The 21,297-nt window shown below is 65.0% G+C and carries 19 protein-coding genes; 17 read left to right on the forward strand and 2 right to left on the reverse strand.

Annotated elements, in window-relative coordinates; all coding sequences use genetic code 11:
- Positions 1 to 259 precede the first annotated feature (259 nt).
- The 17 genes from GNZ21_RS15230 (at position 260) to GNZ21_RS16225 (ending at position 20,273) form a co-directional block, all read left to right on the forward strand.
- Positions 260 to 1,609 carry an ABC transporter substrate-binding protein gene (locus GNZ21_RS15230; protein WP_229659481.1) on the forward strand — a complete coding sequence of 450 codons (1,350 nt, stop codon included), beginning with the start codon at positions 260 to 262 and terminating at the stop codon, positions 1,607 to 1,609.
- A gap of 3 nt (positions 1,610 to 1,612) precedes the next feature.
- Positions 1,613 to 2,620 carry a carbohydrate ABC transporter permease gene (locus GNZ21_RS15235; protein ID WP_157325879.1) on the forward strand — a complete coding sequence of 336 codons (1,008 nt, stop codon included), beginning with the start codon at positions 1,613 to 1,615 and terminating at the stop codon, positions 2,618 to 2,620.
- Positions 2,617 to 3,531 (forward strand): carbohydrate ABC transporter permease, encoded by a 915-nt coding sequence (locus tag GNZ21_RS15240; RefSeq protein WP_157325880.1) that lies wholly within the window; start codon positions 2,617 to 2,619, stop codon positions 3,529 to 3,531. The genes GNZ21_RS15235 and GNZ21_RS15240 overlap by 4 nt, the downstream gene beginning before the upstream one ends.
- Positions 3,528 to 4,973 carry a GH1 family beta-glucosidase gene (locus GNZ21_RS15245; protein WP_157325881.1) on the forward strand — a complete coding sequence of 482 codons (1,446 nt, stop codon included), beginning with the start codon at positions 3,528 to 3,530 and terminating at the stop codon, positions 4,971 to 4,973. The genes GNZ21_RS15240 and GNZ21_RS15245 overlap by 4 nt, the downstream gene beginning before the upstream one ends.
- A gap of 74 nt (positions 4,974 to 5,047) precedes the next feature.
- Positions 5,048 to 6,055 carry a LacI family DNA-binding transcriptional regulator gene (locus tag GNZ21_RS15250; RefSeq protein WP_229659480.1) on the forward strand — a complete coding sequence of 336 codons (1,008 nt, stop codon included), beginning with the start codon at positions 5,048 to 5,050 and terminating at the stop codon, positions 6,053 to 6,055.
- Positions 6,056 to 6,198: 143 nt separating this feature from the next.
- Positions 6,199 to 6,741, forward strand: coding sequence for a YceI family protein (locus tag GNZ21_RS15255; protein WP_157325882.1), 543 nt, complete (start codon positions 6,199 to 6,201; stop codon positions 6,739 to 6,741).
- Positions 6,742 to 6,986: 245 nt separating this feature from the next.
- The gene (locus GNZ21_RS15260; protein WP_157325883.1) at positions 6,987 to 8,723 is read left to right on the forward strand and encodes a DUF5635 domain-containing protein; all 1,737 of its coding nucleotides are present in this window, start codon (positions 6,987 to 6,989) and stop codon (positions 8,721 to 8,723) included.
- 183 nt (positions 8,724 to 8,906) lie between these two features.
- A complete protein-coding gene (locus GNZ21_RS15265; RefSeq protein ID WP_157325884.1) occupies positions 8,907 to 9,437 on the forward strand; it encodes a GNAT family N-acetyltransferase in 531 nt (176 codons plus the stop codon).
- Positions 9,434 to 9,952, forward strand: coding sequence for a GNAT family N-acetyltransferase (locus tag GNZ21_RS15270; protein WP_157325886.1), 519 nt, complete (start codon positions 9,434 to 9,436; stop codon positions 9,950 to 9,952). Before GNZ21_RS15265 ends, GNZ21_RS15270 begins: the two co-directional genes overlap by 4 nt.
- A 24-nt stretch (positions 9,953 to 9,976) precedes the next feature.
- Positions 9,977 to 10,900, forward strand: coding sequence for a bifunctional DNA-formamidopyrimidine glycosylase/DNA-(apurinic or apyrimidinic site) lyase (mutM, locus tag GNZ21_RS15275; RefSeq protein ID WP_157325889.1), 924 nt, complete (start codon positions 9,977 to 9,979; stop codon positions 10,898 to 10,900).
- 127 nt (positions 10,901 to 11,027) lie between these two features.
- Positions 11,028 to 12,383 carry a plasmid pRiA4b ORF-3 family protein gene (locus GNZ21_RS15280; RefSeq protein WP_229659485.1) on the forward strand — a complete coding sequence of 452 codons (1,356 nt, stop codon included), beginning with the start codon at positions 11,028 to 11,030 and terminating at the stop codon, positions 12,381 to 12,383.
- A 95-nt stretch (positions 12,384 to 12,478) separates the two neighbouring features.
- Complete coding sequence (locus GNZ21_RS15285; RefSeq protein ID WP_157325893.1) at positions 12,479 to 12,811, forward strand: hypothetical protein; 333 nt, start codon at positions 12,479 to 12,481, stop codon at positions 12,809 to 12,811.
- On the forward strand, positions 12,811 to 13,194 hold the full coding sequence (locus GNZ21_RS15290) for a twitching motility protein PilT (protein WP_157325895.1): 384 nt from the start codon (positions 12,811 to 12,813) through the stop codon (positions 13,192 to 13,194). Before GNZ21_RS15285 ends, GNZ21_RS15290 begins: the two co-directional genes overlap by 1 nt.
- 51 nt (positions 13,195 to 13,245) lie before the next feature.
- A complete protein-coding gene (locus tag GNZ21_RS15295; protein WP_157325897.1) occupies positions 13,246 to 14,802 on the forward strand; it encodes a DUF3375 domain-containing protein in 1,557 nt (518 codons plus the stop codon).
- Positions 14,799 to 15,641 (forward strand): DUF4194 domain-containing protein, encoded by an 843-nt coding sequence (locus GNZ21_RS15300; protein WP_157325899.1) that lies wholly within the window; start codon positions 14,799 to 14,801, stop codon positions 15,639 to 15,641. Before GNZ21_RS15295 ends, GNZ21_RS15300 begins: the two co-directional genes overlap by 4 nt.
- Positions 15,634 to 19,089 (forward strand): ATP-binding protein, encoded by a 3,456-nt coding sequence (locus GNZ21_RS15305; protein ID WP_157325901.1) that lies wholly within the window; start codon positions 15,634 to 15,636, stop codon positions 19,087 to 19,089. Before GNZ21_RS15300 ends, GNZ21_RS15305 begins: the two co-directional genes overlap by 8 nt.
- Positions 19,086 to 20,273 carry a Wadjet anti-phage system protein JetD domain-containing protein gene (locus tag GNZ21_RS16225; protein ID WP_157325903.1) on the forward strand — a complete coding sequence of 396 codons (1,188 nt, stop codon included), beginning with the start codon at positions 19,086 to 19,088 and terminating at the stop codon, positions 20,271 to 20,273. The genes GNZ21_RS15305 and GNZ21_RS16225 overlap by 4 nt, the downstream gene beginning before the upstream one ends.
- 130 nt (positions 20,274 to 20,403) lie before the next feature.
- Here the strand turns inward: GNZ21_RS16225 and GNZ21_RS15315 are convergent, their stop codons facing one another.
- Complete coding sequence (locus GNZ21_RS15315; protein ID WP_157325905.1) at positions 20,404 to 20,934, reverse strand: hypothetical protein; 531 nt, start codon at positions 20,932 to 20,934, stop codon at positions 20,404 to 20,406.
- Between the two features lie 12 nt (positions 20,935 to 20,946).
- Positions 20,947 to 21,234 (reverse strand): hypothetical protein, encoded by a 288-nt coding sequence (locus GNZ21_RS15320; RefSeq protein WP_157325907.1) that lies wholly within the window; start codon positions 21,232 to 21,234, stop codon positions 20,947 to 20,949.
- Positions 21,235 to 21,297: the final 63 nt, after the last annotated feature.

Consider the following 21,297-nt stretch of genomic DNA (forward strand, 5'->3'; position numbering starts at 1 on the left):
GGGCATTCTTGCGCAGAGTCTACTGTCTCACCCTCTTTAGGGTCCGCTCAAACTCTCAAGCACTAGGTGATTTCCCGGTGGGGGAACGGCGGCAGGTCAGTGATGCTTGCCACATTCGTAGGGAAAGTGTTACGGTCCTCACATCGTGAGAGCGCTCTCACAGCATCGACCCTGACTCACTGTCCGATGAGCGCAGTCTCTCGTGGTGCAGCAGCACCGCTGCACAGAACGCTCGCATTTTGAGACCCGAGGAGGAACTGTGAGCACAACAGATTTCAACAAAGCACGACGCCGCCACCCCACCCCGCGGCACCGGCTCGCCCAGATCGGCGCCCTGAGCATCACCGCAGTCCTGACACTGGCCGCCTGCGGCGGAGACGCCGAAGCCGACGGTGAGGCCAATGGCAACGGCAGTGAGACCAATGCCAGCAGCGGTGAGGCCCCGGACTCCCTGAGCGTGACCACCTTCAATGAGTTCGGCTATGAGGAGCTCTTCGAGGAGTATGAGGAGCTCACCGGCATCCAGATCGAACACAACAAAGTCGATACCGCAGAGAACGCTCGTGACGCACTGCGCAACAGCCTGGGCGCCGGCTCCGGGGCCAGCGACATCGAGGCCGTGGAGCTGGACTGGCTGGTGGAGTTCATGCAGTACTCCGACCGGTTCGAGGACCTCTCAGAGGACGCACCTGCCGACCGCTGGCTGGATTGGAAGTACGAGGATGCCGTCGATGAGGAGGGCCGGGTGATCGGCTTCGGCACCGACATCGGTCCGCAGGCCCTGTGCTACCGGGCAGACCTTTTTGAGGAGGCCGGGCTGCCCAGCGACCGCGAGGAAGTCGCCGCCGCCCTGGACGGGGATTGGGAGACCTACTTCGACCTGGGCCGTGAATTCGTAGCTGCCTCCGACTCCGCCTGGTACTCCGGATCGGACAATATCTGGCAGGGCATGATCAACCAGGTCGAGGTGCCCTTCGAGACTGAGGACGGCGAGATCATCGCCGACACCAACTCCGAGGTCAAGGACCTCTATGACCAGCTGCTGGCCGCCAGTGTGGACGATGAGCTCTCCGCCGGTCTCTCGCAGTGGTCCGGGGACTGGTCGGATGCCTTCCAGCGCGACGGATTCGCCACTATGCTCTGCCCCGGCTGGATGCTCGGAGTCATCGAGGGCAACGCCGACGGTGTCGAGGGCTGGGACGTCGCTGACGCCTTCCCCGGCGGCGGCGGCAACTGGGGCGGATCCTACCTGACCGTTCCGACCCAGGGTGAGAACATCGAGGCGGCCAAGGAGCTGGCTGCCTGGCTGACCGAGCCCGAGCAGCAGATCAAGGCCTTTGAGGCCATCGGCGCCTTCCCCTCTACGGTGGAGGCCCTGGAGTCGGAGGAGATCCAGTCGGCCACCGATGAGTTCTTCAACGACGCCCCGGTGGGGGAGATCCTGGCCAACCGGGCTGAAGCCATCGAGGTCCAGCCCTTCAAGGGCCCCAACTACCTGCTGATCAACGTGGCCATCCAGGACGCACTGAACCGGGTGGATGTGGACGGGGTGGACGACCCCGAGTCCTCCTGGGAGAAGTTCCTGGACGAGGTTGAGGCACTGAAGTAGTCAATGTCCTCAGCTGCCCGCATGGGCTTCCGGTCCCGGGCCTCGGCCTGGGACCGGAAGTACTCCCCGTATCTCTACATCAGCCCGTTCTTCATCCTCTTCGCCATTGTGGGGCTCTTCCCCCTGCTCTACACCGCCTGGGTGGCCGCCCATGACTGGGACCTCATCATGGGCCAGGGCGAGTTCGTGGGATTCGAGAACTTCACGCACATCCTGGGCGAGCGCGCCTTCTGGATCTCCCTGCGCAATACGCTGAGCATCTTCATCCTCTCCACCGGTCCTCAGGTGCTCATCGCGATCGTCATCGCCTATATGTTGGACTCCCACCTGCGTGCCAAGACCTTCTGGCGGATGGGCGTGCTGCTGCCCTATGTAGTCACCCCGGTGGCAGTGGCACTGATCTTCGGCAATCTGTTCGCAGAGCGCTTCGGCCTGGTCAACTCCGCGCTGGAGATCATCGGGCTGAACCCGGTGGGCTGGCAGTCCGATTCGCTGGCCAGCCACCTGGCGATCGCTACGATGGTCAATTTCCGGTGGACCGGCTACAACGCGCTGATCTTCCTGGCTGCCATGCAGGCCATTCCCCGGGACCTCTATGAGCAGGCAGAGATCGACGGCGCCGGCAGAGTCCGCCAGTTCCTCTCGGTCACCGTGCCGATGCTGCGCCCCACCATCATCTTTGTGGTGATCACCTCCACCATCGGCGGGCTGCAGATCTTCGACGAGCCCCGCATGTACGATCACTCTGGCCGCGGCGGCTCCGACGGCCAGTGGCGCACTATGACCCTCTACCTCTACGAGCTGGGTTGGACCCGCTCGGACTTCGGCCGGGCCAGTGCAGTGGCCGTGCTGCTGTTCCTGCTGATCGTGGCCATCGGCATCATCAACTTCACCATCACCCGGCGCATCGCCACTGCCGATGGCGGCAAGGGGCGCCAGCCCAGCCGGGCACGGCTCCGCGCTCAGAAGAGGGCACAGCGCCGTGAGCATAAGAAGGAGGCAGCCCGATGAGTGCAGCAGCACCGATAGCTCCGGTGGATGAGCAGGCAGATTCCGGGCGCACCCTGGGGCGTAGGGGGCGGCGTCGTTCTGCCCCCGGTGGGAACCTGCGCCGGCCCGGCTTCATCATCTACGGCTGTCTGGCCGCAGTGGTACTGGGTGGGCTGTTCCCGCTGTGGTGGTCGGTGCTGATCGGCTCCCACCACGCCACCATCCTGTCGCAGACATCTTTCCCCTTGTGGCCGGGCGGGAACTTCTTCACCAATGCCGCCACCGTGATGGACACTGTTCCGTTCTGGCGGGCCACCGTGAATTCGATCATCGTCTCCACCAGCACCGCACTGTCGGTGGTGTTCTTCTCCACACTGGCCGGCTACGCCTTCGCCAAGCTGCGTTTCAGAGGCTCGGGGCCGCTGCTGGTGTTTGTCATCGCCACTATGGCAGTGCCCACCCAGCTCGGCGTCGTGCCGCTCTACCAGGTGATGGCCAAGCTGGGCTGGACCGGTGAGCTGACCGCGGTGATCGTCCCCGCCCTGGTCACCGCCTTCGGCGTGTTCTGGATGACCCAGTACCTGCGCCAGGCGATCCCAGATGAGCTGATCGAGGCCGCCACAGTGGACGGATGCAATATGATCCGCACCTTCTACCATGTGTGCCTGCCGGCAGCGCGGCCGGCGGCGGCCATGCTGTTCCTGTTCACCTTCGTGATGAACTGGACCAACTTCTTCTGGCCCTTCATTGTGCTGGGGCCGCAGAACCCCACCCTCCCGGTGGCCCTTCAGCAGCTGCAGGCCGCCCATTTTGTGGACTACTCGCTGGTGCTCACCGGCGCCACCCTGGCCACTGTGCCGCTGCTGATCCTCTTCGTCTTCACCGGCCGTCAGCTGGTGTCCGGAATTATGCAAGGAGCTGTCAAAGCATGACTATCGCCACCCCCTCCGAGGCCGTTGCCTCCCCCACTGCAGTGAGCTTCCCGCAGGACTTCCTGTGGGGCACGGCCACCGCCGCCTATCAGGTGGAGGGAGCGCATGAGGCCGCAGGCCGGGGCCCGAGCATCTGGGACACCTTCGCCAGAACCCCGGGCAAAGTGCATGCCGGGCACACCGGGGATGTGGCCTGCGACCACTATCACCGCTACCGCGAGGATATCGCCCTGATGAAGCGGCTGAACCTGAAGGTCTACCGATTCTCGGTGTCCTGGTCCCGGGTGATGCCCGATGGGCGCAGCGTGAATCCGGAGGGGCTGGCCTTCTACTCGGAGTTGGTCGATGAGCTGCTGGCCGCCGGGATCATCCCCTGGCTCACCCAGTACCACTGGGACCTGCCGCAGGCCCTGGAGGACGCCGGCGGCTGGGCCAACCGGGATACCGCCTACGCGTTCCAGGCCTACGCTGAGGTGCTCCACGAGGCCCTGGGCGAGAAGGTCCGGCACTGGACCACGCTGAACGAGCCCTGGTGCTCAGCTTTCCTGGGCTACGCCAACGGCCACCACGCCCCGGGCCGCACGGAGCCCTCGGCTGCCCTGGCCGCGGCCCACCACCTGTTGCTGGGCCACGGTCTGGCCGTGAGCAGCCTGCGCGCCAGGGACCCCGAGCTTGAATTGGGCCTGACACTGAACTTCACTGACTACCGGCCCGCGGACCCGAGCTCGGCCGGGGACCAGGATGCAGCGCGCAGGTTGGACGGGGCTTTCAACCGGTTCTTCATCGAACCGGTCCTGCGCGGCAGCTACCCGGCTGATGTGCTGGCCGATCAGCAAGGGCTCTGGCCGACGGATCTGGTGCAGCCGGGAGACCTTGAGGTCATCTCAGCGCCCATCGATGTGCTGGGAGTCAACTTCTACACCGGGGAGCTGCTCACCGGCGCTGAGCCGGATCAGGCGCCGGCTGCTGCGGCTGCAGCCCGAGCCCAGGGGCAGCCCAACCCCAATGTGGGGTCCGAGCATGTGGGCTCCACCCGCCGGGGACTGCCGCAGACCGCCATGGGCTGGGAGGTCTACCCGCAGGCGCTGCGTGATCTGCTGGTCAGGCTGCACACCGAGTACACCGCCGAGGCGGGGGTGGCACTCTACGTGACCGAGAACGGGGCAGCCTATGAGGACGTCGTCGAACCTGATGGGAGTGTGTATGACCCGCAGCGGCTGGACTACATCCGCAGGCACCTGCATGCGGTGCACGAGGCCATCGAGCAGGGGGCCGATGTGCGAGGCTACTTTGTCTGGTCGCTGCTGGACAATTTTGAATGGGCCTTCGGCTACAGCAAGCGCTTCGGGATTATCCATGTGGACTACGACACCCAGGTGCGCACCCCCAAAGCCAGTGCCCACTGGTATGCCGAAGTAGCCCGCTCCGGTGTGGTGAACTAAGACCCTGAGGTGTGAAGGCCGGTGCCAGCCGGCCACGAGGCGAGCGGGGTCTGCCCGCAGCCGGGAAGGATACTGTGCCTGCCAAGAGACTGCCCACGCTGGAGGATGTCGCCGCGCGCGCCGGAGTCTCCCGCGCCACTGCCTCCCGGGTGGTCAATGCCGATCCGCGGGTAGGGAACCTGGCGCGGACGGCAGTGCAGGAGGCCATCGAGCAGCTGGGCTACCGGCCTAACCGCAATGCCCGCTCCCTGGTGCGCCCGGAGGCGGACTCGATCGCCGTAGTGGTTCCGGAGGCCGAGCAGACGGTGTTCTCAGACCCGTTCTTCGCCGCTCTGCTGGCGGCCATAACCCAGTCCTTGGCCGATTCCCCAGTGCAGGTCCTGCTGGCGATGGGTCAGCCCGGAAACTCGCAGAAGATTGAACGGTATCTGCGGGGTGGCTATACCGATGGGGCGATTGTGGTCTCCCACCACAAGGACGATCACATCTGGCAGGTGCTCCACGCCACCAAGCTGCCGGCGGTCTATGTGGGCCGGCCCTATGCCGGGGACGTAGGGATCCCCTATGTGGATGTGGACAACCGTGCCGGCGGGACGCTCGCCGCCGAACATCTGATCAGCACGGGCCGGCGCCGCATCGGCACGATCACCGGGCCGTTGGACATGGCCGCCAGTGAGGACCGGATGCTGGGCTGGCAACAGGCTCTGCAGCAGGCCGGGCTGGCCGCTGACCTGATGGAGCACGGGGACTTCACCGCCAGCTCTGGGGCGCTGGCCATGCAGCGGCTGCTGAACCGGGTGCCTGAGCTGGACGGGCTGTTCGTAGCCAGTGACCTGATGGCGGTCTCAGCCATCCATGAGCTGCAGGCGGCAGGCAGGAGGGTGCCTGAGGAGGTAGCGGTGGTGGGCTTTGACAATACTCAGGCCGCCCAGCTGACCCGGCCGCCGCTGACCACTGTGGTCAACCCGGTGGGAGCGCTGGCGAGCACCGCAGTAGAGATGCTGCTGAAGCTGCTTGGGGGGTCCCAGGTTGAGGAGCGGGTCATTCTGGGCACGGAGCTGATCCAGAGAGCCTCTGCGTGACATCTGGGTGAACTTCACGTGAAGTCATACAAATTTGAAATAAATCCAGTGTTCGGTAAGTTGCAGATGAGCGAGCCGCAAGACCGCGGCGGCATACTGGCGCTGAACAGCAGCCCAAGCTCTCAAGAAGGAGATCATCAATCATGGCAGTTTCCCTGACCCCCGGCACTTGGACCTTGGACGGATCACACTCCGAGATCGGCCTGAGCGTGCGTCACGCCGGCATCTCCCGCGTGCGCGCCATCTTCGAGGAAGCCACCGGCACCTTGGAGGCCAAGGAGGACGGCTCCGCAGACGTCAAGGCTGTGGTCCGCGCCGAGTCCTTCAACTCCAAGAATGACGACCGCGATGCCCACGTACGTGGCGAGGACTTCCTCAACGCTGAGCAGTACCCGGAGCTGACCTTCGAGGCCAACGGCATCAGCCCCTCCGGCGAGGTCTTCGATCTCACTGGTGAGCTGACCATTCGTGGTGTGTCCAAGACTGTGACCTTCGAGGTCGAGTTCGGCGGCCAGGCTGTGGATCCCTTCGGGCTGACCCGCGCCGGCTTCTCCGCCTCCACCACCATCTCCCGCAAGGAGTTCGGCCTGACCTGGAACGCTGCCCTGGAGGCTGGCGGCGTGCTGGTCTCCGACAACGTCAAGATCGAGCTCGACGTGGCCTTCGTCCTGAACCAGGACAGCTGATCCCGCGCTGCCGCAGGCAGCACATAACTACATAGATCACGACGCCGCCCCCGCGCCCTTTAGAGGTGACGGGGGCGGCGTCGTACTTTCTCACGTTTTGCCTTGATTGACTCGGGCGTGAGAGAAAACGTCCCACTTTTCTCTCACGTTTCTCTCAAACACCACAAACCTTGAGAGAAAACAGGTAATCTTTCTCTCAAGGAGTCGGCACAGGCTTATATCTGGGGGAGAGAAGGAGGACCGGGATGGCGACCTTCGGACCACAGCGTCGGCGTGAGCTGCAGAAGGTGGTGCAGGATCTCGTTGGAGCTGAGCTGGACGGGCATCTTCCTCCTTTGAAGGAGCGAGAGGACCTCGACTTCAAGGAGGAGGCTGGGCGGAGAGTCCGTGGACAGCTTGAACCAGGGCAGTCCCAAAACCAGGAAGCTGCAACAAAGCTCGCGGATGAAGTCGCATGCCTCGCAAACACCCGTGGCGGGGGTGTGCTGATTCTCGGTGTCGAAGATGGCACAGGACGCATTCTGGGTACAGCTCTGGACCGGGAGTGGCTGCGGCAGGCGATTCACCGGGCAGTCGACGTCGCACCCTACATCGAGGCGCATAGAGTGGCGGGGCAGCGAATCCTGGCCATATATGTCGCGGAGTCTCCCACAGTCGTAGAGGACACCAGCGACCGAATCCGGTGGCGGGTTGGTGACCGTTGTGTCCCGGTTGACCGCTCAGAGTGGTGGATTCACCGACAGGAGGCGTTGAACGTCGATGTGATGGCAGCGGAGTCGTCTGCGTCCCCCGCAGCGATCACCCCGGGCGCCTGGAAGCTCCTCACTGCGCAGCTCAGCCCCGAGGGAGAGCCCCTGGACGAACGCCAGACCCTTCAGCGGATCGGGGTGCTGCGAGGAGAGCATCTATCGATCGCCGGTGAGCTGCTTCTCACGCCTGCCGGCCGGGTACTAGTGGAACTGACTCTCTTGGATATTCAGGGAGGCCAGGTCACTAACCGGATGCAGCCCGCCGCAGATGAGAGCCTGCTCGAGCAGCTAGAGCGGGTTCAGGCTGCACTGGACATCGCTAATGATCATGTGACGCTGGAGCGGGGGTTCACTCACCGCAGTGTTCGCAGAGTACCTCGCAGCGCAGCCCGGGAGGCCATTCTCAACGGACTGATACACCGAGATTGGGGCAGCCCGGAACCCACGCAGGTGCGTTGGTTCGATGTGGACAGCATCTTGGAGGTGCGCAGCCCGGGGGCGTTCACCGGCGGAGTCACCTCGGAGAACATCCTGGCAGAGCGGCATGCACGATATCCGGCCCTGGCGGATGCATTTCGAGCATTAGGGATGGTGGAGAAGGAGGGCCTGGGCGTCGACCGGATGTTTCAGGCGATGATCGTGCTGGGACACCGGGTGCCCAGCATCGTCGAAACAGCCGGCCCTCACGTGGAGGCGACCCTGGTCGGAGGAGAGCCGGTTCGGGGAGTGGTGGAGTTCGTTGACGCCGTCCGTCCTGTGGAGCGGCAGCGGGATCCGCGCTTGGCGCTGATCCTGGATCACCTGTTCCATCATGCGTTCATCGACGTCCCCACAGCAGCGCGAATACTGCATCGGGACCGACAAGGTGCTGAGGTGGCGCTGCGGATTGCCACACAGACCAGTGTCAAGGGGGAGGCATTGGTGGTGCCGTATGAGGACGTGTGGGTGCTCAGCCCGGCGGCCCGGGGGCTCATTGCCCATCTTGAGGCGGCAGATCCGCTGCGGCAGTTCTTCCGTTACGGCTCGACTGACCCACAGGACCTGCACAGAATCGTTGACGAGTGGTTCACCACGCATTCGACGATGCGTACTCGCGATCTGGCTCAACTGGGCGGGGTCTCCCGAAACACTGCGCAGAAGGCATTGAACGAACTTGAGGGGCTGACGGTGGAGAAGTTCGGTTCCGGCCGTGCCACAGCCTACCGACGGATGCCAGCGGATCAGGCGGCATAGCGAGCAGATCCAGGTGGTTGGCGCTGTCATAGTTCGTTAGGGCGCGGTGAGCAGTGGCCGACCAGCCGACTCGTCGGCCCCGCCATGGGAGCGACCTTCCTGCTCTTCACCCTCGTCTCCGCCGGCCGGTTCCGCTTTACCTACGGCTCTCCGCTCTGAGCCGGAGAGCATTATCCTGGTCAGGTGCTCAAACAGCTGGAACAGATGGTCATCAGGGAGCCCGGGGTAGAAGACGCCGAAAGGGTTGCACTGGCACACTCCATCGCAGCCGCCGAGGCCTATGCGCACTACTTTCCGCCGGAATGGATGGCCGCACGGAACACGGTGGAAGAGCGGGTCCGGCAGTGGAGCGAGCAACTGAGCGTCTATGCCCGGGGGGACTCCGGGTGGCAGATCCGCATCGCTGAGCACGGGGAGCAGGTGCTGGGGTTCGGGATCTTCGGCAGACCCCGGGATGAAGACGCTCCGGTTCCCGCTGAGCTGCACCGTCTCTACGTCCTCTCAGAGGCCTACGGAACCGGGCTGGCAACCAGGCTCCTGGCGGAGCTGAACCCGGAGCAGGCGGCGTCGTACCTGTGGGTGATGGAGAACAACCCCCGGGCCATCGCCTTCTACCGCAAGCACGGCTATGCACCGGACGGCACAGTGAAGATTCTGGAGAATATCGGCGGGCACCCCATCCTGCGCATGCTCCGGAAGGGAAGCCCCCGGTGAGCGGCGAGTACACCATCCGGCACCCCCGGATGGATGAGGCCCCGCAGATCGCCGCCGTGCACGTGCAGTCCTGGAAAGAGGCCTACTCAGGAATCCTCCCTGACCAGTTCTGGAACGAAGAGGCGCTGCAGCGGCGCACCGAGTCCTGGCGTCAGATGCTGGCCGACCCCGCCCACCGGGCACGTACCCGGGTCACAGAGGTGGACGGGGAGATCGTCGGACTGGCGCAGATGGGACCTCCCCGCGAGGAGGAGGTGGAGGCCGAGCACGAGCTCTACGCCATCTACCTGCTGGCCGGCCACCACGGCACCGGTGCGGCCGATGACATGCTCAACGAGCTGCTTAACGACAAATCCGCCTCGCTGTGGGTGCTCAAGGACAACCCCCGCGCCCAGGCTTTCTACCGCAGACACGGGTTCGCCCCGGACGGTGCGGAGAAGGACCTCCGCGAGGACCGCGGGGCCGAGGCGCTCAAGGGTGTGGTGGAGATCCGCATGGTCCGCGGAGAACAGTGAGCAAAATGCGAGGAGTCAGCGGATATGCCTGAGCTGCCGGAGGTCGAGGTGGTGCGCCGCGGCGTGGAACAGTGGGCCGCCGGCCGGCGGGTCGAGCAGGTGCAGGTCCACGATGCCCGCAGCCTGCGCCGGTTCGCTGAAGGGCCGGAAGCGTTCACCCGCCAGCTGACCGGGGCCGTGCTCGGGGAACCGCAGCGCCGCGGCAAGTTCCTGTGGATACCGCTGAGAAATGACCACGACGCCGCCCACCCCGCCCTGGTCATCCACCTGGGCATGAGCGGGCAGGTACTCATCGAGCACAGCGAGGCTCCTGCCGAGAAGCACCTGAAGATCACCCTGGATCTGGGAGAGCGGATCGGCGCGGGACCCCAGCACCAGCTGCCGAGCCAGTTGAGATTCATTGACCAGCGGATCTTCGGCGGGATGCAGCTCTCCCCACTGGGGCCGGATACCGCAGCACCGGGTTCTGGACGTCTGATCCCGGAAGTGGCTGCCCATATCGCTCCTGACCCGCTGGAAGAGACAGTCACTACGGAATGGCTCTTCCAGGTGATGAGGCGGCGTCGTACCGGGTTGAAGCGGGCTCTGTTGGACCAGACGGTGATCTCAGGAGTGGGCAACATCTACGCCGATGAGGCGCTCTGGCTTGCCCGGATGCACTACGCACGCCGCACTGAAACCCTGACCCGCGCCCAGGCGGGGCTGCTGCTGGAGTCCCTGCGCGAGGTGATGCAGGCTGCGCTCGCCGCCGGAGGGACCAGCTTCGATGCGCTCTACGTCAACGTCAACGGCGCCTCAGGCTACTTCGAGCGTTCCCTGGAGGTCTACGGGCGTCCCGGTCGGGAATGCTCGCGATGCGGGGGCACCGTCCGGCGGGAGAAGTTCATGAACCGCTCCTCCTACTTCTGCCCGATCTGCCAGCCGAGGCCCCGCGCCGACCGCTGGTGAGGAACTCGAGAACCTATGGCGGCTGTAGCAGGATAGGGGCATGTCGAGTCATGAACTCCACCCGGAAGAAATCGAAAAGCTACATTCTGGAGACTTCCTGCAACACCTGCAGGATGTGTTGATGGGTATGGCTGGTCAGTACCCGTACTGGAAACGGCCGGAACCACAGCTTCGCCCGGTGCCGGACGTGACGCGCGGTTTTCGCGTGAGGCTCGATCTTCTCGACACCAAGCCGCCTGTCTGGCGTCGGTTGGACCTGCCAGGCGGCATCACGCTGCCTCGACTTCACGTGGTGATTCAGGAGGCGATGGGCTGGACGGACAGCCACCTGCACAAGTTCCGCACCGGAACAGGCCCCGACGCCGGCGAGTTCCTCACCCAGTTCGATCTGGACGAGGGGGATGAGGGCATAGTGGAAGACGATGTCCGGCTCGATCAGGTCTTGGCCGCTGTGGGGGACCGGCTCTGGTATGACTATGACTTCGGCGACGGCTGGCGGCACCGGCTGCGCGTAGAAGCAGTGCTGGATGAGCCGCCAACAGCGCCCGTGTGCATCAAAGGCAAGCTGGCCTGCCCGCCTGAAGACTGCGGGGGAGTCTGGGGCTACACCGAACTGGCGGAATGGGTCCGCAGTGACTACGACGACGCCAGACTCCCTCACGTCTTCCCATCGAAAGGCGATGCATTGAGCTGGCTGCCGGAAGCATGGCATCCCGACGAATTTGACCTCGCAGAGATCAACGAGAGGATCTCCTGGGTCACTGCTGATCCAGTGGCCGTGACCGAGGAGCTTGCCTCGTTGCTCGATCTGTCAGCAAACCGCGGAGCCCGCCAGCTGCGCGACACGCTGGCGCATCCGGCCAGCTACGGGACCACCCGATTGGACGGTGAAGAAGCTGCCCGGATCACCGAGCCTTTCCGAGCACTGCTGGACGTCATTGGAGAGGGACAACCACTTACCGCATCCGGATACCTCAAGCCGACCCTGGTGAAACAGCTGGCGCAAGCAACCGGGCTCACTGAGTGGTGGATCGGCAAAGTCAATCGAGAGGATCTCACCTGGCCCATCTGGCAGCTTCGAGACCTCGCTCGTCAGCTGGGCCTAGTGGCTGTGCGGAGTGGCCGGATCACCCCGACCAGAGTCGCGCGAGGCGCTGGCGCTGATCCCCAAGCGATGGTTGAGCACATCAGCAAGAGGTTGCCACTCGGAAGGAAGCCTGCCGAGCGGCATGCTGGGTGGACCGCATTGGCCACTGTGGGTGCGGAGAGCCCAGCAGAACACTGGAAGGATCAGATCAGCGAGATGATGTATGGCCTCGGGTGGCGGGATGGTCGCCATATGTTCGCGCCGCCGCAGCCGCACAGTGCGACCCTGGAGACTCTGGAGATTATGGCCGGCTCGATGCGCGGCCCCACGCGCATCCGGGGCGTTCATCTTGGGGTCGCTGCGCTGGCAAGGGGCGCGATTAGGGCAGAGGTGTAAGAGGCGATTTCAGCAGGATCGGGAGCATCTCCGGGGGTGGTTCTAGTGTGAAAGGAGTCACGCATCCAGAACAGAGATTGAAGGAGATGATGACGATGACTGTGACTGTTGAGGGCGGTAGCACCGCTGGTAGTACCATGGAGGCTATGGGTGTAGTGAAGAAGTCTGTGTCTCTGCCCGCGGACCTGGCTGCGCAGATAGAGAAGCATGCAGAGGCTGAAGGCAAGACGTTTTCGTCCTGGTTGGCCGAACATGCTGAGCACCGAGTCCGCATATTGGAGGGACTGGCTGCCGTTGAGGAATATGAGGCGACCTATGGGCCGATTCCCCAGTGGGCACAAGATCAGGCTGAGGAGATCCTCAGGGGTGAACGGGACCAGTTTGAGGACCCTGGGCAGGCCGGTGATGTGCAGAAGGAGGCCGCGTGATGAATCTCGGCCTGACCTATGACACTGGTGCGCTCATCGGTGCTGAACGGGATTCACCTTTGGTGTGGGCGCTGCACAAGAGGGCGTTGCAGCAGGACGAGAGGCCAACGGTCCCCGCGGGCGTTCTTGCCGAAGCATGGCGCGGCGGACCGCAGCCGAAACTCTCGCTGCTGCTCAAGAGCTGCCGAATCGAGGACTTGACTCAATCGCAGGCTCGCGAAGTTGGCAGGTTGTCGGCTGCATCCGGGGTCAGCGACCCAGTAGATGTCAGTGTGGTCGAAGGGGGGCTGCGTCGTAGTGATCACGTGGTGACATCCAACCGGACACAGATCGAGCAGGTGACGCAGGCGGCGGGAAAGCAGCTGCGAATAGTTGATGTCTGAACGGGCCGGTCGGGGGGCCAGAGTGCCCCTGAGCCGGGCTAGGCTGGGCGGATGACAGTAGTTCGGACGGCGCTGGGGGCGCGGAAGCTCATCAGCGACAATCCCGCCCTCGCTCTGCTGCGGCAGCAGAATGCGCCGGTGGCCGTGGCGATCCTCGGCGAGCATCTGGCCGGAGAGCGCCGTGAACTGCCGGCCTCCGACCTGTTCGAAGCAGTTGAGGCGGACCTCACCGAGCTGCGCGATATGGGTCAGTTCGACCTGCCGCAGACGGCTGTTCAATACGTGCGGACCTGGCTCAGTGCGCGATTCCTGATTCGCCGCACCGGCGTTGCACGGGAGGAGCTCTACGCCCTCTCCGAGGGTGCGCTCTCGGCCATCCGGTTCGTCCAAGATCTGGCATCGCCGCGCACCACAGTCACCGAATCCAGGCTGAGTACCATCGTGGAGCGAGTCCACCGGCTCACCGTAGACACTGACCCCGACACCACCCGCAGGATTGAGGCCCTGCGTGCGGAGCGGGAGAAGATCGACGCTCAGATTGCGCGCCTTCAGGCCGGCGAGGACGATACGATCCCCGAAGATAAGGCCGCAGAGCAGGCCGCCGATGCGCTGTCCCTGGCCGCAGAGCTTCCAGAGGACTTCGCCCGGCTGCGTACCGAGCTGGAGGAGATCAACCGGCGGCTGCGCGCCCAGCTGATCGAGGACCCAGAATCCCGCGGCACTGTGCTGGACGACATCTTCGCCGGGGTCGACGTGCTGGCTCAGTCCGAGGCCGGAAAATCGTTCAGCGCCTTCTACTCCCTGGTGCTGGACCCCGAGCGCACCGCCGCACTGGAGAACGACGTCGACCAGCTGCTCTCCAGACCTTTCGCGCGCCGCCTGACCCCTGGGCAGCGCTACAGCCTGCGCCGGCTGTTGCCAGCCATGCAGGACTCCTCCGCAGAGATTCACCAGGTGATGACCTCCCTCTCCCGCAGCCTGCGCCGGTTCGTCCAGTCCGAGGAGCTGGCCGAGGACCGCAGAGTCAACGACCTCATCCGCCAGGCCCTCACCGATGCGAACGCGGTCTTCGCCGCCGGGACACCACCCTTCCGGAAGATGAAGACTCAGCTGAACCTCACCTCCGTGCCGGTGACGAACTTCACCGGCATGAGGCTGCACAATCCGGCCGACTCCGCCTCCGCAGAGGAGGTTCAGACCGTCGAGGCGCCCGAGGCCGACCTCGCCGCACTGCAGCAGCAGGTTCGTGAAGCCGAAATCGACCGTGAAGAACTGGTCGCCAACGTCAACGCTGTCCTGGGAGAGTACGGCGCCTCCACCATCGGCGAAGTCCTGCGGCACTACCCTGCCACCCAAGGCGCTGCCTCCGTGGTCGGGCTGCTGGTCCTGGCCGAGGAGCAGGCCACCCGCACCGAGGCCGGGCGCACCGAAACTGTCACCTGGGAGCCGGTAAACCTGACAGACAACGACGACGCGGCAGCTTTAGGCGCGGAGGCTGGTGCCACTGCAACCAGCCGAGAGGCGAGCGGGGTTTCCCCGCCGCCGGGACCAACACTGCTTCGCGCCGGCACCATCCCCCTCTACCTGTTCGAGAGGACCGTTGTATGACTGAAGCCACCGCTGAGACCTCAGAGGGCGGCGTCGTGCCCGAAACCGACAACCCAGAGAGCACGGCCGCCAAGCTGTGGGACCGTGACGCCGGGACCCTGCGCGAACCCTCCCGCCGGGCCCTGGGCGCGCTGATCAAAGGGCCCTATGTCTCCGCGGAGAAGCAGCCGCAGAACTGGCGGGCACTGCTGGGCGATGCCGCCGAGATCCGCTCCCGGCTGGCCGATATGTTCTTGGACCTGGTGATCGACGACGAGCGCGGGGTGGCGTTCGTGCGCAATGCGGAGACGTACTCAGGCGATGCCCCACAAGTGGTGCGCACCGCCCCGCTGACCCTGATGGACACCGCCATGCTGCTGCACCTGCGTCGCGAACTGGTCTCCGGGTCCGGGGCCGGGCGGGTGATCGTGGGCAAGGAGGAGGTCTACGAACACCTTCAGGCCTACCGCGGCCAGTACTCCACCGACGACGCCGGCTTCGCCAAGCGCATCGACGCCTCCTGGACCAAGATGGACAAGTACGGGATCCTGCTGCGCACCGCGACCTCTGCTGCTGATGGGCGTTTCGAGATCTCCCCGGTGCTGCGGCTGATCTTCGGCCCGGAGGAGATCGAAGCGGTGCGGGCGGAGTACGCCGTCATGCGTGGTCAGGCACCGGAAGGTCAGGATCTCGGGGGCCCGGGTGAGAATGAAGACAACGACGACGACCGATTGAGCCGAGTGGAGTACGGCGCTCGTGCCGAGGCTCCTGAGGCGATTGAAGGTCGTGAGCAAAGCGACGCCGCGGCGGCCGGCAGTGAGCATGATGAAGAGTTTCAGGAGGTGAGCCAGGATGAGTGACGGGCAGCTGCTGGCCGGCCAGTGGAGGCTGGACCGGATCGAGCTGGTCAACTGGGGCACCTTCCACGGCCACCACGTCATCGAGGTGCCGCGCAAGGGGTTCCTGCTCACCGGGCACTCCGGGTCGGGGAAGTCCTCGGTGGTCGACGCGATCACCGCCGTGCTGACCCCGCGGATGCGGGCCTCCTTCAACGCCGCGGCCGCCGACGGTAGCAGTGGCGGAGCGGACCGCACCGTGCTGACCTATGTGCGCGGAGCCTACAGCCGCGGTTCCGACGCTGACTCCGGGGAAATCACCACCCAGTACCTGAGACCCCCGCGGGATGCTGCGGGGAAGGAGAAGGGCGGCACCTGGTCGGGCATCCTGCTGCGCTACGGCAACGGGGCCGGGAAGCAGACGCATCTGGTCAAGCTCTTTCACGCCAAGCGCGGCGCCTCCGTGCCGGCTGACGTCTCGGAGCTGCACATCATCGCCGAAGCCCCGGTCACCCTGATGGATCTGCAGCCCTATGCCCGTGACGGGCTGAAGGAGCGCGAGCTGAAGAAGGACTACCCAGCTGCGTACGTACACAAGCAGCACAAGCGCTTCACCGCCCGGTTCACCCGTGATTTGGGCATCGTGGGTGAACGCGCCACCCTGCTGCTGCACCGCACCCAGGCGGCGAAGAACCTCGGCTCCCTGGACGACCTGTTCCGCGACTTCATGCTGGACGAGCCGGAGACCTTTACGCTGGCCGACCGGGCGGTCGAACAGTTCAGCGAGCTGTCTGAGGCGCACGAGGCAGTGGTGCGCGCCCGGCGGCAGATCGAACACCTGGAGCCCTTGGAGCAGGTCAGCACCACCTACGACGAAGCCATGGCGGCAGAGCGGCGGGCAGTGGCCTTGGCAGAAGCACTGGAGGACTTCACCCGAGGGTGGAAGCTGCAGCTGCTGCAGGATGCGCAGGCCAAGACTGTTCTGGCAGTGGATGATGCCCAGGCGCAGGTGGAGGCGGCTGCCGCCGAACAGAAGGCTGCTGATTCACAGCAGCGGCAGGCCCTGGCTGCTGTGGAGCAGCGCGGCGGAGTCCGGCTGGAGTCCTTGGAGGAGACCATCCGCACCCGCGGCGAGGCGGTTGAGGCTGCCCAGTCGCAGTTGGCGCTGCTGAAGGAACGGCTGTCCGCCGCGGAGATGCCGGTGCCCGCATCCGCCGCCGAGCTGGCTGAGTTGAAACGTACTGCTGAGCGGGAGCTGGCTGTCACCGGCGAGGCCGAGTCCTCACAGCGGGAGGCCGCGCAGGAGGTGATGGGCCGCAAAGCCGAGGCGCAGAAGACTCTGGCCGAGATCGACCGCGAACTGGAGGCGATGAAGCGCTCGCGGTCCAATGTGGGCGAACGTCTCATGGCGGCCCGCACCCTGATTGCCCAGGCGGCAGGTGTGCCGGAGAAGTCGCTGCCCTTCGCCGCGGAACTGCTGAAGGTCCGTGATGAGTATGCTGAGTGGACCGGCGCAATTGAACGTGTCCTGCGGCCGCTGGCCACTGTCATGCTGGTGCCGGCCGCCCATGAGTTCGCAGTCAGTGCCGCTGTAGAGGCCCACCACCTGGGCGCCCGGCTGCGGTTCGAGACGATTCCTGCGGAGTCGCCGGCTCCGGTGAAGCCTGAGTCGGCAGAGTCCCTGGTGTACCGGGTCGAGGTGGGGGAGGCGCCGTCCTCGGTTCAGAGCTGGCTGCGGTATGAGCTCGCCCGGCGCTTCGACTACCGGTGCGTGGAGAACCCGCAGCAGCTGGCGGAGACCGACCGCGGTGTCACCCGGGCCGGGCAGGTCAAACGCGGGCCCCGCTCCTTCGAGAAGGACGACACCTCTCGGGTGGACGACCGGCGGACCTGGGTCCTCGGGTTCACTAACGACGCCAAGGTGGAGCACTACCTCCAGCTGCGCCGAGCCGCTGAGGCCGAGATCGCCCAGCTGGACGAGGAGCTCGGCACCCTGGTCCGCGCCGATCAGGCCCAGCGCCGACGGCTCACCGCACTGGAAGAGGTGCTGCGAGTCGAATGGTCAGCAGTGGATGTCACCACCCGGAAGAAGGCACTCTCTGCTGCGGAGTCCGACCGGGCGACCCTCCTGGCCGGTGACGGTGACCTCCGGAAGGCTCAGGCGCAGGCGGCTGAGGCGGAACAGGCGCTGCAGAAGGCCCAGGAGCACTGGCAGCAGGCTTCCCAGACGCTGGCCGCCGCCACCAGCGAGCTTCAGCGGCTGCAGGCAGCCGTTGCTGAGCTGGACGGTGAGCAGATCGGGCAGGTGCCGGAGGGAACAGCCGAGGCGCTGCGGGCGGAGTTCGCCGAGCACCGCACCCAGCGCACCGTGACGCACCACAGCATCGAGACCGATGCCCGGCGGGTCGCCAACGCTCTGAACGCACGGATCCGCGCAGCCGCAGAGGAACAGAGCGCCGCCGCTCAGCGGATCACCGAGATCACGGTGAACTTCCGCAATGACTGGCCCGCGGCGGCAGGGGACCTGGGGGAGGGGGTTGAAGCCCGGGGCGGATACCTCGAGCTGCTGGGCACTCTGCGCGCTGACCGGCTGCCTGACTTTGAGGCCCGGTTCCTGCAGATGCTGAAGGAACAGTCCCAGCAGAACATCGGCCTGCTGGCTGAACGCATCCGCAGCGCCCCGCGGGAGATCCGCCGCCGCGTGGACCCGATCAACGAGTCGCTGCTGCGCAGCCAGTTCGCCCCCGGCCGCTACCTGCAGATCCAGGTGCAGGAGGCCCGCCCTGCCATGGTGAAGCAGTTCCTGGCGGACCTGAACACGATCACCAGCGGTGCGCTGGCCATGGAAGAGTCTGCCGACGAGGCAGAGCAGCGGTTCGAGGTGCTGCGGAAGGTCATGCATGCGCTGGGCTCTTCCGAGGCCGCTGACCGCACCTGGCGATCCCACTGCCTGGACACCCGGCGCCACGTAAAGTTTTTGGGCCTGGAGCAGGACAGTCACGGCGAGGTGCTGGACTACTACGACTCCGGTCGCGGGCGCTCCGGAGGCCAGAAGCAGAAGCTGGTGGTGTTCTGCCTGGCCGCGGCGCTGCGCTACCAGCTGACCCGCGAGACTGAAGACCTCCCCAGCTACGGTTCGATCGTGATGGATGAAGCCTTCGACAAGGCTGACGCGCGGTTCACCCGGATGGCCCTGGACATCTTCGCCGAGTTCGGATTCCACATGATCCTGGCCACCCCGCTGAAGATGCTGCAGGTGCTGGAGAACTACGTCGGCGGCATCGCCCTGGTCACCAGCCCGGACGGCCAGCACTCCTACGCCTCTCCGGTGGCCTTCGACGATCAGCGGCTGGCTGCCGGCAGAGCAGAGAATGACGACGCGGGCTCTTCAGATGCCGGGGAGCCTGGAAGCAACGGAGCCGGCACGGCGGAGAGGACAGCGGACGATACCCTCTTTGGGGCGGAGCCGTGATCACTCCGGCAGAAGCCCGGGAACGCGTGGCCCGGCTGTACGAGCGAAAGATGCCCGAATGGACGGTCCTGGGGGCAGCGGAGCCGGTGGTGGATATTCCGCTGCACCCGCCCACTCAGGAGAAGGTGCTCGCGGATCCGGGGTCGGTTGCGGACTGGATCAAAGACTGGCGAGTCGCCGAGCGCGGACTCGGTGACGGCGGGCGCCTGGTCTGGGAGTCCCGGCAATGGGCCAATGCCGGCACCCAGCGCATGCCTACCCGGCTGGTGCTCACCGAACCCTACGACGCGGCCGCCTTCGTCTCCCGGAAAGGCCACTGGCAGGCCGCAGAGTCCCGGGCGGCAGAGCTCCGTATTCTCCTTAACTCGCACCAGGACACTGATGCGGCGCCGGTGGAGCAGATCACCGATGCGCTGCGGAGGCGGGCGAAGAAGATCGCCGACCTGGACCAGGCCAACTACGTCAGAGTCCGGGACGCGTTGGAGTGGCTGCTGAAGAACCCTCAGCCCGGCATCTACCCCCGCCAGATGCCCATCCGCGGGGTGGACTCCAAGTGGTTGGAGAAGCACTCCACACTGGTCGATCCGCTCTACGCCGCAGCCGCGGGCACTTCATCATTGGGGCTGCTGGAGCCGCCAGGCCTGATCCGGCTGCGGTTCCTGGACCCGGAACTCGCCCCGGGCAATCTGCGCGACCTGGCTGCCCCGGCAGCTGAGCTGAGCCGGATGAGTGTGGTGCCGGGCAGCGTCGTGGTGGTGGAGAACCTGCAGACTCTGCTGGCCCTGCCTGAGATTCCTGGTGCGGTGGCCGTCCACAGCGCAGGCTATGCCGGCCGAAGGCTGGGAGACATTGCATGGCTGGGCGATGCCCCGCTGCTGTACTGGGGAGACCTGGACGTGGACGGATACCGGATCCTGTCTGCGGTGCGTGGCCAGCTGCCCCACACCCATTCGGTGATGATGGACCGCACCACGCTCGCTGCCCACCGTGATCTGGCCGGGCCGGACCGTAAAGACGCCCCGCGTACCCTGCCCGATCACCTCACAGGTACGGAGCGGGACGGTTTCGCTGCACTGGAGCAGCTGGGCGGGCTTCGTCTGGAGCAGGAGCGCATCCCCTGGGAGTATGCATTGGAGCAGCTGCACCGCGGACTGAGCCGGCTCCCCAAACCCGATATGTGGTGAGGCGCCCCCGCTAATATCAGCTCTCGAAAACTGCCTCTATCTAGAGCACGAGGGCATCCTCGCCGCGCTGGAGTAAACATGGAGGTCGGGCTTCCGGCAGCCACCTGTCACAAAAGTTGAGCCTGCTGGCTCACCGATTCTTGGCGATTTTCACCCCGCCGATCGCCAAGCCCAGAAAGCGGTCATAGCTGGACTCATTAGCGAGGAAAAGTTCCGTTGCAGTCGTGACGCTGGCATGGGCTGTGTCCACGAGCGCCAAAGCGCTGGCCTTTGAGACTTCGAAGTAGTCATCGTAGTCGGCGCCGTGCCTGGCAGTCTGGAGATCGATAAAGTCCTGAGCCACATCTGCAAGGCGAGGATCTGCTCCTGTGAGGACAAATCGCAGAGCCTGATTTCCTCGACCGTTCACTGCGTCGGACAGAGCCGCCAGATCAGTATGGGCGATCCAGCGGGCGGTAGCAGCATGAACCTCAGTCCAATCCGTTCCTCCGATAAGCCGCATTGCCGCGTGTTGGATCCGTTTGTGAAAAAGCGCATAATAGGCGGTGCTGATGGCACGTCTGAGTTCGATTGTGCGTGGTTTACCAGGACCTGCTTCACGCCCAGCGAGTTTATCGGCAAGGGACAGCAGATCACTGGACTCAATCGCTCGGATCGCCATCGGACTTCCCCATCAGAACGACTTATCACCAGCGGAATAGTGCGCGGGCTGATCCTCGCCATCTTCGGGCTCGTATAAGAGCCTCACGGAGACCTCTGAACCGAGCTCCTCGAGCGCAATGGTTCGGGCATCACGGCGGAGCGCACGGAAATCATCGGCGTTCCACTCCGGAGACGTTGCCGAGTTACGGAGCTGCACAGCAACACGCACGCTCGGCCCTTCTGGCCCTTCATCCTCCTGGATGCTCACCTCGACCGGTCGCAGGGATGGGCGCTCCAGTTTCAGGATGCGGTCGCGCACAGTGGCTGACTGCCGGTCCATGAGTAGTGCCATAGTTCTCAGCATGCCAGAAATTTGCTTGCG

This window comes from Nesterenkonia alkaliphila, assembly GCF_009758175.1.
Classification (GTDB): Bacteria; Actinomycetota; Actinomycetes; order Actinomycetales; family Micrococcaceae; genus Nesterenkonia; species Nesterenkonia alkaliphila.